Genomic DNA, 12,883 nt, shown 5'->3' with positions numbered 1-12,883 from the left:
ATAAAATTCAGTGAATTTATCTGGTTCTTATTTATCTAATTGAAAAATATAAATAATATTTTTTCTTCGTAAAAAAATAAAAATAATCATTGTCAACAATAATAGAAAGTGATAATTCTAAAATATATGTCGAGCCTATAAAGAGTATGAACGCACTTTTATGAAGAAATATGTTCTCGTGATTAGCCTAATTATTAGCGTGGTAGTGATTATTCTACCGTGCGGGGGCGCACTTGGACGAAGGAAGGCGTAGACATAAAATACAGCCAGATTTCACAAAGACCCCCGCCCTAAAAAATAGAGCGGGGGTTTTTTTTAGCACTTATAAACAAACATAAAACAACATCACAAGAAGCCGCTGACAGAGTAAATACCGATAGGAGGATGGCTATGAATGGGGCGCAATGGGTTGTACAGGCACTACGGACACAGGGAGTGGAGAAAGTTTTCGGTTACCCCGGCGGAGCCATTATGCCAGTGTATGATGCTTTGTATGATGGTGGTATTGAACATTTGCTATGTCGCCACGAACAAGGGGCGGTTATGGCAGCCATTGGTTATGCAAGGGCAAGCGATAAACCGGGAGTCTGTATTGCCACATCGGGACCAGGGGCAACAAACTTAATCACAGGGCTGGCTGATGCGCTATTGGATTCTGTGCCTGTGGTTGCCATTACCGGTCAGGTCAGTTCTGAAGTTATCGGTACCGATGCTTTTCAGGAAATCGATATGTTGGGGCTTTCTCTTGCCTGTACTAAACACAGTTTTCTGGTGGAATCGCTGGAAAAATTACCTCAAATTATGGCGGAAGCGTTTTCCATCGCTATGGAAGGCCGCCCCGGTCCTGTTCTAATTGATTTACCAAAAGATATTCAGTTAAAACAGGGGGATTTTACACCTTATTTGAGCCCTGCTGTTACCCCATCTCCTCTTCCTGAGAACGCCCTGAAACAAGCCCGCAATATGATGGTTTATTCTCAAAAACCTGTTTTATATGTAGGAGGAGGGGTTGGAATAGCTGGCGCAGTACCTGAATTACGTCGTCTGGTAGAAGCAACGGGAATCCCGGTTGTTTCTACTCTTAAAGGATTAGGGGCTGCAGATGCCCAACATGAATGTTATTTGGGTATGTTAGGAATGCACGGAACAAAGACGGCTAACTTAGCTGTTCAGTCCTGCGATTTACTGATTGCCGTTGGAGCGCGTTTTGACGACCGTGTGACAGGGAAATTAGATACCTTCGCCCCCCATGCCAAAGTCATCCATATAGATATCGATCCGGCTGAATTAAATAAATTACGTCAGGCACATATTTCATTAAAAGGTAATTTAAAAACATTACTACCTTATCTACAGCAGCCTTTATCGATCGAAGCATGGCAACAAGAAGTTAAGCAGTTAAAAGAAATACACGCATGGCGTTATGACTATCAGGGCGAAAAAATTTATGCCCCAGCCCTATTGAAACTGATATCTGAGCGCAAGCCACCTAATACTGTTATCACTACCGATGTTGGGCAGCACCAGATGTGGACAGCTCAGCATATGACGTTTGACAGACCGGAAAATTTTATTACTTCCAGTGGACTGGGAACGATGGGGTTTGGTATTCCAGCTGCAATTGGAGCGCAGATGGTTCGCCCGGACGATATGGTGATTTGTATATCCGGTGATGGTTCTTTCATGATGAATGTTCAGGAGCTGGGGACGATTAAACGCAAGAAACTGCCAATCAAGATGGTTTTATTGGATAACCAGCGTTTGGGAATGGTAAAACAGTGGCAGGAGTTATTTTTTGACCGTCGTTATAGCGAAACAATCCTGACTGATAATCCTGACTTTATTACCTTAGCAAAAGCGTTTGATATTCCGGGCCAGCATATTACTGAAAAATCACAGATAGATGCTGCATTGGACGCCTTGTTCAATAGTGAAGGCCCTTATTTGTTACACGTATCCATTGATGAATTTGAAAATGTTTGGCCATTGGTTCCACCCGGCGCAAGCAATGCAAATATGTTGGAGAAGTTATTATGATGCAACATAAACTTGCTATTCAGGCTCGGTTCTGCCCTGAAATTCTTGAAAGAATTCTGAGAGTTATCCGTCATAGGGGTTTTCAGATATGCGCATTGAATATGGATCATACAGTAGATAGTGATAGTGTATGTATTGAACTCACTGTTGCCAGCCAGCGCCCTGTAAATTTACTTTTTGCTCAGTTGGTAAAGCTGGTTGATGTTGCCGGTGTTGAGATACAACATAATAAATCACAATTGATAAGCGCATAGTGCGCGATGGAAAGGAAACAAAATAATGACAAAGCAAGCTGATTATATTTGGTTCAATGGCGAAATGGTTCCTTGGGCTGATGCAAAAGTACACGTTATGTCCCACGCCTTGCATTACGGAACATCAGTCTTTGAAGGTATTCGTTGTTATAACTCCCATAAAGGGCCGGTTGTTTTTCGTCACCGAGAGCATATGCAGCGTTTACGTGATTCAGCCAAAATTTACCGTATGCCAGTGAGCCAGAGTATTGATGAGTTAATGGAAGCTTGTCGTGCAACACTTCGCAAAAATAAATTAGTCAGCGCTTACATTCGTCCATTAGTTTTTATTGGTGATGTGGGTATGGGGGTTAATCCTCCCGAAGGTTATCAAACAGATGTCATCATTGCTGCTTTCCCGTGGGGAGCTTATCTCGGTGAAGAAGCACTGGATCAGGGGATTGATGCAATGGTTTCTTCGTGGAATCGTATAGCAGCCAACACTATCCCGACAGCGGCAAAAGCGGGCGGAAATTATTTGTCTTCTTTGCTGGTGGGGAGTGAGGCACGGCGTCATGGTTATCAGGAAGGTATTGCTCTGGATGTTCATGGTTATATTTCAGAGGGTGCAGGTGAAAATTTATTCGAAGTAAAAAATGGTATTTTGTTCACGCCGCCATTTTCTTCTTCTGCCCTACCGGGGATCACTCGGGACGCTATCATCAGACTGGCACAGGATCTCGGTCTGGAAGTGCGTGAACAGACTCTTTCCCGCGAATCGCTTTATCTGGCTGATGAAGTTTTTATGACTGGCACAGCCGCAGAAATCACTCCGGTTCGTAGTGTAGATGGTATTCAGGTCGGGAGTGGCCGGTGCGGACCAGTTACCAAGAAAATTCAAAATGCATTTTTTGGCTTATTTGATGGCACGACAGAAGATAAATGGGGCTGGTTAGACCCTGTGAATCCTTAATAAAAAAATAAAAAACTAACAGGCGGTTCGTTCCCCGCCTGTTTTCAGATGCTGATTAGATGCTATCAATATTAGACAGATATGGGAGTGAAAAATAATGCCTAAATATCGTTCTGCTACAACAACCCATGGCCGTAATATGGCAGGGGCGCGCGCTTTATGGCGTGCTACGGGGATGACTGATGAGGATTTTGGAAAACCTATCATTGCTGTTGTGAATTCATTTACTCAATTCGTACCCGGGCATGTTCATTTGCGGGATTTGGGCAAGCTGGTTGCAGAGCAGATTGAGGCTTCAGGAGGTGTTGCAAAGGAATTTAACACTATTGCCGTTGATGATGGTATCGCAATGGGGCACGGTGGAATGCTGTATTCATTGCCATCCCGTGAGCTGATTGCGGATTCTGTGGAATATATGGTGAATGCACATTGTGCGGATGCAATGGTGTGTATTTCGAACTGCGATAAAATCACTCCCGGTATGCTGATGGCATCTCTGCGCCTGAATATTCCGGTTATTTTCGTTTCCGGCGGCCCGATGGAAGCAGGAAAAACACGCTTATCGGATCAAATCATCAAGTTGGATCTGGTCGATGCCATGATTCAGGGAGCCAATCCGAATATCAGTGATGAACAAAGTGATCAGATTGAACGCTCTGCCTGCCCGACTTGTGGTTCCTGTTCCGGTATGTTTACCGCGAATTCAATGAACTGCCTGACGGAAGCCTTGGGGCTTTCTCAGCCGGGAAATGGTTCATTACTTGCTACACATGCCGATCGCAAGACTCTGTTTCTCAACGCGGGTAAGCGCATTGTTGAACTGACTAAACGTTACTACGAGCAAAATGATGATAGTGCGTTGCCACGTAATATTGCGACTAAAGCTGCATTTGAGAATGCTATGACGCTGGATATTGCAATGGGTGGATCAACAAACACTGTGCTGCATTTATTGGCCGCAGCGCAGGAGGGAGAGGTTGATTTCACCATGACAGATATTGATCGTCTGTCTCGTCAGGTTCCCCATTTGTGTAAGGTAGCACCAAGTACCCAAAAATATCATATGGAAGACGTGCATCGTGCTGGTGGTGTGATTGGTATTCTTGGTGAACTGGATCGAGCAGGGCTTTTACATCGCCATGTGAAGAATATTCTGGGTTTAGATTTGTCACAAACGCTGGCCCAGTATGATGTTATGCAAACCGCCGATGAAGCTGTAAAAAGCATGTATGCAGCAGGCCCGGCAGGTATTAGAACTACGCAGGCTTTTTCTCAGAACTGTCGTTGGCCATCTTTGGATACAGACAGGAAAGAAGGCTGTATTCGTGAACTTTCCTATGCCTACAGTCAGGATGGGGGGCTTGCGGTGCTGTCCGGTAACATTGCTGTGGATGGCTGCATTGTGAAAACCGCAGGAGTGGATGAAAGTATTCTGACTTTCCGTGGCCCGGCTAAAGTTTATGAAAGTCAGGAAGATGCCGTAGATGCGATTCTGGGAGGAAAAGTCGTAGCAGGTGATGTGGTTGTCATTCGTTATGAAGGCCCGAAAGGTGGCCCCGGTATGCAGGAGATGCTTTATCCGACGACCTACCTGAAATCAATGGGATTAGGTAAAAGTTGTGCTTTGATTACGGATGGCCGTTTCTCGGGGGGCACATCGGGATTGTCGATCGGTCATGTCTCTCCTGAAGCTGCTAATGGCGGTTTAATTGGTCTGGTACACGATGGCGATATCATCGACATTGATATCCCAAACCGCAAGATTCAGTTGGATGTCTGTGAAAAAGCGCTTGCCGAGCGGGTACAGAAAGAATTATCCCGTGGCGATAAAGCATGGACACCTAAATTCAGGGAGCGTCAGGTTTCTTTTGCCCTGCGTGCTTATGCTTCACTAGCGACCAGCGCTGATAAAGGGGCTGTGCGTGATAAGACTAAACTGGGAGGGTAATTGTGGTAGTTTATCCTCTTAATCCTGAACCTAAAGGGGCGGAATATCTCAAAGCAGCCCTAAGTGCGCCCGTTTATGACGTTGCTCAGGTTACGCCATTACAGGAAATGAAAAAAATCTCCGCTCGTTTAAATAACACCATTTTGGTTAAACGAGAAGATCGTCAGTTGGTACACAGTTTCAAACTGCGTGGTGCTTACGCGATGATTGCCAGTCTGACGGAAGAACAAAAAGTCAGGGGAGTTATTACGGCATCAGCAGGAAATCATGCACAGGGCGTTGCATTATCGGCCAGTAAAGTGGGTATCAGAGCGACTATTGTGATGCCGGTAGCGACAGCCGATATTAAAGTTGATGCTGTGCGCAGTCTGGGCGGAGAAGTGCTGTTACATGGTGCGAATTTCGATGAAGCAAAAGCCAAAGCTATCGAAATGGCAAAGGAACACAGGTATACCTTTGTTCCTCCTTTTGATCACCCGGCAGTCATTGCCGGTCAGGCAACGTTGGCAATGGAATTGTTACAGCAGGATGTTCACCTTGATCGTATTTTTGTTCCGGTTGGCGGCGGCGGGTTAATTGCAGGTGTTGCTGTTCTGATTAAACAACTTGTACCGGAAATGAAAATTATTGGAGTGGAAGCCGAGGATTCCGCCTGCCTGAAAGCAGCACTGGAAGCCGGGCACCCAGTCGATTTACCGAGAGTTGGTTTATTTGCGGAAGGTGTCGCCGTCAAGCGTATTGGGGATGAAACATTCCGCCTTTGTCAGAAATATGTTGATGATGTCATTACAGTTGATAGCGATGCTATTTGTGCTGCTGTGAAAGATATTTTTGAGGACGTGCGGGCAATTGCTGAACCTTCAGGTGCTTTGGCACTGGCAGGATTGAAGAAATACGTCCAGCAGAATCAGATCAAGGGAGAGAGGCTCGCGCATATTCTTTCTGGTGCGAATGTAAACTTCCACGGTTTGCGTTATGTTTCAGAGCGTTGTGAACTGGGAGAGCAGCGTGAGGCTTTGCTGGCAGTCACTATTCCTGAACAGAAAGGCAGTTTCCTGACATTTTGTCAGATGTTGGGAAGCCGCTTTGTGACAGAATTCAGTTATCGTTATTCGGATTCTGCCGAACCAAATAAGGCCTGCGTTTTTGTCGGTATCAGACTGAACCGTGGAAATACGGAACGTATTGAAATTATTGAAGGGTTAAAAGCAGCAGGTTATCAGGTCGCTGATTTGACCGATGATGAAATGGCGAAACTGCATGTTCGCTATATGATTGGCGGCAGGCCATCCAAGCCGTTGCAGGAGCGATTATTCAGCTTTGCTTTCCCTGAATCTCCAGGCGCTTTACTGAAATTTTTACAGACATTAGGGGCGCACTGGAATATCACGTTGTTTCATTATCGTAGTCATGGCACGGATTATGGGCGAGTATTGACGGCTTTTGAGCTTTCAGAGGAAGAACTCCGTTTTGACCGACATCTGGGTGAGTTAGGCTACGAATATCATGATGAGACGAATAACCCCTCATTTAATTTGCTGTTGAGATAGAAATACTCAGGCCTGTAGAAAACAGAGATAGCGCCATAACAGGCGCTATTAGTTTAATGATGAAATTTCTTCTGTCCTTATCATCATCCAATGCTTGATGAATAACTATCAGACGATAGCAACCGCCAAAATGCTTTTATCAACGGTTCATTCAGCCGTTTACCTAGTGCACAAACGCCTAATTCAAATGGTTCAACCAGTGAAATATTTTCTAGCAGCGATATACGGCTGCGTACCGGTTCCGGGCTGTTTTCAACGACAACCGCAGGAATGAGAGCGATACCGCAACCTAAAGCCACCATCGATACAATGGCTTCATGGCCTGAAACTGTTGCATAAATTTGTGGATGATTAATTTTGTGACGGCGGAACCAAAGTTCAATGCGCTTACGGGAGGGGCCGTGTTCCGGCAGAATGAATGGGATCTCATTCCAGTCAGGATATTCTTGTGTGGCTAATGATCTCACAGTACAAGGTAAAGCCGGGGCGATTAGAACTAGCGGGATTTCGCCAATCTTGGTAAAACTGACGTTATCAGGCAGTTTCTCAGGTTTACCTGCAATACCCAAATCCGCTTCTTCTGATTGAACTTTATCAACGGCATCGGCGGCATCGCCTGTTGTCAGTTTGATCTCCACCAAAGGGTGTTCAGCCCGAAACTTATCCAGAACCTGAGGAAGGTGGCTATAAGCGGCTGTTACTGAACAGAAAAGGCGTAATTCTCCCGTTAATGACGGGCTTTGATGATTCAGAGAATGAAGCAGCTGCTGATATTGTAATAATGTATGCTGGGCAAATTGTTTTAGCTGTTCGCCCGCAGTGGTGAGTTTTACTGTCCGGTTATCCCGCAGAAACAGTGGGTGAGCCAATTGATCTTCAAGACGCTGAATTTGGCGTGAAAGTGTAGAAGGGCTGACATGCATTGTTTTAGCCGTGCGGCCAAAATGACAACTTTCTACAAGATGTAAAAACAGTTTTAAATCACGTAGATCCATCGTTTCAGTGCCTTCTGCTGAAAGTTTTTTCTGCGAATTGTCTCAAAAAAGATATGTTGCGTAAACTGCAATATAGTCTTGTCAATATATCAATTTAAGCAATGTCTTTCATGGCATATATTGGCTGAATGCAAACAACATCACACCTAATTATATCGGAGTCACCATGGCTAACTATTTTGATACATTGAATTTACGCCAGCAGTTGGCGCAGCTGGGCAAATGCCGTTTTATGGCAAGAGAAGAATTTGCTGACGAGGCAGGGTATTTAAAAGGCAAGAAAGTGGTGATTGTCGGGTGTGGTGCACAAGGCCTGAATCAGGGGCTGAATATGCGTGATTCCGGTCTGGATATTGCCTATGCCCTGCGTAAAGAAGCCATTGAAGAAAAAAGGGCTTCGTGGCGCAAGGCAACTGAAAATGGTTTCAGAGTCGGTACCTATGAAGAGTTGATCCCACAGGCTGATTTGGTTATTAACCTGACGCCGGACAAACAACACTCTGCCGTTGTTCAGGCTGTTCAGCCATTGATGAAAGAGGGTGCCGCGCTGGGGTATTCCCACGGTTTTAATATTGTCGAAGTGGGCGAACAGGTTCGCAAAGATATTACTGTTGTGATGGTTGCTCCGAAGTGTCCGGGAACGGAAGTGCGTGAAGAATATAAGCGTGGTTTCGGTGTTCCGACGCTGCTTGCTGTACATCCGGAAAACGATGCAAAAGGCGAAGGTATGGCAATCGCGAAAGCATGGGCAGCAGCAACCGGTGGCCATCGGGCAGGCGTTCTGGAATCCTCATTTGTAGCAGAAGTAAAATCTGACTTGATGGGTGAGCAAACCATTCTGTGCGGCATGTTACAGGCAGGTTCTCTGCTGTGTTATGACAAGCTGGTGGCTGATGGTGCAGAGCCGGGCTACGCCGGTAAACTTATCCAGTTTGGCTGGGAAACTATCACTGAAGCCCTGAAACAGGGTGGGATTACGCTGATGATGGACAGGCTTTCCAATCCGGCAAAACTGAGGGCTTATGCGCTTTCGGAACAGTTGAAAGCCATTCTGACTCCGTTATTCCAGAAACATATGGATGATATTATTTCCGGCCAGTTCTCTTCAGGCATGATGGCGGATTGGGCGAATGATGATAAGGATTTGCTGAACTGGAGAGCTGAAACCGGTCAGACACCATTTGAAAACTACCCTGATTACAGTGGTCATATCAGCGAGCAGGAATACTTTGATCATGGTGTATTAATGATTGCCATGGTTAAAGCCGGGGTTGAGCTGGCATTTGAAACCATGGTGGATTCAGGCATCATCGAAGAGTCTGCTTATTATGAATCACTGCATGAACTGCCATTGATTGCGAATACAATTGCCCGTAAACGTCTCTACGAAATGAACGTCGTCATCTCTGATACGGCTGAATACGGTAACTACCTGTTCTCTTATGTGGCAGTACCCCTGTTGCAGAAAGAATTTATGTCATCTTTACAGGCAGGGGATTTAGGTAAAACTGTTGCTGATAATGGTATCGATAACGCTCAGTTGCGTGATGTGAACGATGCGATTCGTAACCATCCGATTGAAACTATAGGCCGGACTTTGCGTGGTTATATGACTGATATGAAACGCATTGCTGTTGGCGGATAATGATGCTATGCCCGATACGATGTATCGGGCATACTGTTTTCCCCCGCCGGGCTACAAATGAAATCTCAGTTTCAGTGCATCAATCTCCTGACGCTGGAATGTGTCAAAATGTTCTCTTGGCTGCTGTCTCTGGACCATTTCCAGTAAAGGATCCTGAACTTCCGTGCGAACGCCGCTTAATTCTTCCAGCACAGCCAGACCACAGAAAGGCACATAGAGTTCTGAATAACCACCTTCATGGATAACAACCAACTTACCATCACATAATTCATCTGCTGCCTGCTGTATTTTGCGCGTCATTTCCCGGAAGCTGTCACTGTGTAATTGCATGCGAGCCAGCGGGTCCATGGCATTGGCATCATAGCCACTGGCGACAATAATCAACTCAGGCTGGTAACGGTATAGTGCGGGCAAGACGATTTGATCCATGGCATACATGTAGCTGTTGTGTCCGGCTCCGGCCACCAATGGAATATTGATATTGAAACCTTCTCCTTTACCCGTACCGATATCGTCTTCTCCACTATAACCTTCGGGATAGCAACCATCCTGATGCAGGGAAATAGTTAAGACATCATCACGTTCCCAAAAGATATGTTGTGTTCCGTTGCCGTGATGAACATCCCAGTCAACGACTGCAACCCGCCCAAGCCCAAACTGCTTTTTGGCTCGTTCAATGGCGAGGGGAATATTGGCTAAATAACAAAAACCCATTGCTTGATCTGGCAGGCAATGGTGTCCGGGAGGGCGGGAAAGGCTATAGGCGTTATCGAGTTCACCATGCAGGACGGCCTCTACTGCGGCACAGGTCAGCCCGGCAGACAGTTTAGCTATTTCATAGCTGCCAGACCCTACAGGTGCTTCATGCCCAAGCAAACCGGTTCCATTATCGCTCATAGATTTAAAACGCTGTAAATACTCGGTTGGGTGGATGAGCTTTAAGGTCGCTTCATCAAGAGGATCAGCGCCTGATAGCTGCAATGAACGGCTTAAACCAGAAACATCCATTAAATTTTTCATTCTACGTTTGGTTTCTGGTGATTCAGCATGCCCTGACCCAGAAGGAGGTTGTATCCATCCTCCAACAGGAATCATGACAACATGCTGTATGCCGGAATTGTGCCAGAAGCAGCTTTCATCAAAGAAAAAACCGGTTTTGCGTAACATATTGCATCCTATTTGACAGGTTTTATGACATTGTTATTTATTACATATAGAAAAGTAGTAAATCTATTACGGATTAGGAATTTTAAGATCTATAAAATAATAATTTTTGATTGTTGAGTATTAGATTCACTCAAGAATAAATCGTCGTAGTGGCCTGACTGGTGAAGAAAAACGCCTTATTACACGGCTTTCTGCTACAATTTCGTTCCTTGCTTTTTTCATCCTGATATAACTTTCAAAACAGTATGCGATTAAATCCCAGCCAACAACAAGCGGTTGAATTTGTGACAGGACCTTGTCTGGTTCTGGCAGGTGCAGGCTCCGGTAAGACCAGAGTTATCACCAATAAAATAGCCCATCTGATACGTGCCTGCGGTTATCAAGCCCGCCATATTGCGGCTGTGACCTTTACTAACAAAGCGGCACGCGAAATGAAAGAACGTGTGGCACAGACATTGGGACGTAAGGAAACCAGAGGCCTGATGATTTCCACTTTTCATACGCTGGGACTGGAAATCATTAAACGTGAATACAAGGCGTTGGGCATGAAGAGTAATTTCTCTTTGTTCGACGATCAGGATCAAATGGCCTTGCTGAAAGATTTGACGGCGGATTTGCTGGAGGAAGACAAAGATCTACTACAAAAACTGATCTCAAGTATTTCTGGCTGGAAAAATGATCTGATGTCACCGGAGCAGGTAATAAGACGGGCTCGTTCAGAACAGGAACATCACTTTGCTGAGTGTTATCGGCGTTATGATTTACACTTGAACAGTTGTAATGTGCTCGACTTTGATGATCTGATCACTAAACCAACGTTACTGTTAATGCGGGATGAAGAAGTCAGGGAGCGCTGGCAGAATAGAATTCGTTATCTGCTGGTGGATGAATATCAGGACACCAACACCAGCCAGTATCAGCTGGTAAAATTGTTGGTTGGCAACCGGGCACGTTTTACGGTGGTTGGTGATGATGATCAGTCAATTTATTCTTGGCGCGGTGCCCGTCCACAAAACCTGATCCTGTTAAAAGAAGATTTTCCCCAGCTTAATGTGATCAAGCTGGAGCAGAATTACCGCTCATCAGGGAGAATACTGAAATCGGCAAATATTCTGATTGCAAATAATCCCCATGTATTTGAGAAAAAACTTTTTTCTGAATTGGGTTATGGTGATCCTCTTCGTGTGATCGAAGCCAATAATGAAGATCATGAAGCTGAACGCGTAGTCGGTGAGTTGATCGCACATCACTTTATCAATAAAACCGATTATAAGGATTACGCAATCCTGTATCGCGGTAATCATCAATCCCGCATTTTTGAAAAAATGCTGATGCAAAGCCGTATACCGTATCGTATTTCTGGTGGAACTTCATTTTTTTCCCGGCCGGAAATTAAGGACTTACTTTCTTATTTGCGCGTACTGACTAATCCTGATGATGACAGCGCTTTTCTACGGGTTGTCAATACACCGCGTAGAGAAATAGGTGCGGTGACGGTTCAGAAGCTAGGCGAATGGGCCAAGCAGCGTAACAAAAGTCTGTATCATGCCAGTTTCGATCTTGGTCTGGAGCAGAATCTCTCTGGTCGTGGATTGGCAGCCTTACAGCGCTTTACCCACTGGATAAATGAAATTTCACATCAGGCAGAACGAGATCCATTGTTAGCTGTAAGGGATTTATTGCATGGCATGGATTACGAAAGTTGGTTGTATGAAACTTCCCCCAGCCCTAAAGCGGCTGAAATGAGGATGAAGAATGTTAACCAGCTTTTTACCTGGATGAGTGAGATGTTCGAAGGGGATGACCTGAATGAACCGATGACGCTTTCTCAGGTCGTAGCCCGCTTCACTCTGCGGGATATGTTGGAGCGCGGAGAGGAAAGTGAGGAGTCGGATCAGGTACAGCTTATGACGCTGCATGCCTCCAAAGGGCTCGAATTCCCTTATGTTTTTATGGTGGGTATGGAAGAAGGATTATTACCACATCAGAGCAGTATTGATGAAGATAATATCGAGGAAGAACGACGTTTGGCGTATGTCGGTATTACCCGCGCCCAGCGTGAACTCTTTCTTACTCTGAGTAAAGAGCGCTGTCAGTACGGGGAGCTGATACGCCCGGAACCGAGTCGGTTTCTGTTAGAGTTGCCTCAGGATGATCTGGACTGGCCGCAAGGCAAGAAAGTGGTCAGTGCAGAAGAACGCATGAAACGGGGGCAATCACGTCTTGCTGATATCAAATCCCGTTTTGGCCTTGGACAGAAAACGGGCGGTGACTGATCTCGTTAGGAAAACCTGCCGTAATCCCTCCCTCCAGCTGCATGTTCAACTATGTAATT

10 protein-coding genes are annotated in these 12,883 nt (G+C 45.4%); 8 read left to right on the top strand and 2 right to left on the bottom strand.

The genetic code is table 11. The features are described 5' to 3' along the window. The first annotated feature begins 160 nt into the window (after positions 1 to 160). The 6 genes from AACX68_RS10715 to ilvA all read left to right on the top strand — a co-directional run bounded on the left by AACX68_RS10715 (position 161) and on the right by ilvA (position 6,741). Positions 161 to 253 carry an IlvGEDA operon leader peptide gene (locus AACX68_RS10715; protein WP_099109290.1) on the top strand — a complete coding sequence of 31 codons (93 nt, stop codon included), beginning with the start codon at positions 161 to 163 and terminating at the stop codon, positions 251 to 253. Between the two features lie 137 nt (positions 254 to 390). Next, positions 391 to 2,037 carry an acetolactate synthase 2 catalytic subunit gene (ilvG, locus tag AACX68_RS10710; protein WP_228859131.1) on the top strand — a complete coding sequence of 549 codons (1,647 nt, stop codon included), beginning with the start codon at positions 391 to 393 and terminating at the stop codon, positions 2,035 to 2,037. Continuing rightward, the gene (ilvM, locus tag AACX68_RS10705; protein ID WP_228859130.1) at positions 2,034 to 2,291 is read left to right on the top strand and encodes an acetolactate synthase 2 small subunit; all 258 of its coding nucleotides are present in this window, start codon (positions 2,034 to 2,036) and stop codon (positions 2,289 to 2,291) included. The genes ilvG and ilvM overlap by 4 nt, the downstream gene beginning before the upstream one ends. Positions 2,292 to 2,316: 25 nt before the next feature. Beyond that, the gene (locus AACX68_RS10700; RefSeq protein WP_228859129.1) at positions 2,317 to 3,243 is read left to right on the top strand and encodes a branched-chain amino acid transaminase; all 927 of its coding nucleotides are present in this window, start codon (positions 2,317 to 2,319) and stop codon (positions 3,241 to 3,243) included. A 97-nt stretch (positions 3,244 to 3,340) separates the two neighbouring features. Beyond that, positions 3,341 to 5,191: a dihydroxy-acid dehydratase gene (gene ilvD, locus AACX68_RS10695; protein WP_228859128.1), complete on the top strand. Its 1,851-nt coding sequence runs from the start codon at positions 3,341 to 3,343 to the stop codon at positions 5,189 to 5,191. Positions 5,192 to 5,193: 2 nt separating this feature from the next. Next, positions 5,194 to 6,741 carry a threonine ammonia-lyase, biosynthetic gene (gene ilvA / locus AACX68_RS10690; RefSeq protein ID WP_228859127.1) on the top strand — a complete coding sequence of 516 codons (1,548 nt, stop codon included), beginning with the start codon at positions 5,194 to 5,196 and terminating at the stop codon, positions 6,739 to 6,741. Between the two features lie 83 nt (positions 6,742 to 6,824). Here ilvA and ilvY read toward each other — a convergent pair whose 3' ends face one another. Then, positions 6,825 to 7,736 (bottom strand): HTH-type transcriptional activator IlvY, encoded by a 912-nt coding sequence (gene ilvY / locus AACX68_RS10685; RefSeq protein ID WP_228859126.1) that lies wholly within the window; start codon positions 7,734 to 7,736, stop codon positions 6,825 to 6,827. Between the two features lie 166 nt (positions 7,737 to 7,902). Here ilvY and ilvC point away from each other — a divergent pair, with 166 nt between their 5' ends. Beyond that, entirely contained in the window at positions 7,903 to 9,381 is a 1,479-nt protein-coding gene (gene ilvC, locus AACX68_RS10680) for a ketol-acid reductoisomerase (RefSeq protein WP_228859125.1), read from the top strand. Between the two features lie 51 nt (positions 9,382 to 9,432). Here ilvC and AACX68_RS10675 read toward each other — a convergent pair whose 3' ends face one another. Continuing rightward, entirely contained in the window at positions 9,433 to 10,548 is a 1,116-nt protein-coding gene (locus AACX68_RS10675) for a class II histone deacetylase (RefSeq protein ID WP_228859124.1), read from the bottom strand. Positions 10,549 to 10,793: 245 nt separating this feature from the next. Between AACX68_RS10675 and rep the strand changes: the two genes are divergently transcribed. Beyond that, positions 10,794 to 12,824 carry a DNA helicase Rep gene (gene rep, locus AACX68_RS10670; RefSeq protein ID WP_228859123.1) on the top strand — a complete coding sequence of 677 codons (2,031 nt, stop codon included), beginning with the start codon at positions 10,794 to 10,796 and terminating at the stop codon, positions 12,822 to 12,824. The last annotated feature ends 59 nt before the right edge of the window (positions 12,825 to 12,883 follow it).

This window comes from Xenorhabdus sp. PB61.4 (assembly GCF_963894935.1).
Lineage (GTDB): Bacteria > Pseudomonadota > Gammaproteobacteria > Enterobacterales > Enterobacteriaceae > Xenorhabdus > Xenorhabdus stockiae.
Note: the sequence above shows the minus strand (reverse complement) of the source record. Positions and strands in the feature narration are given on the sequence as shown.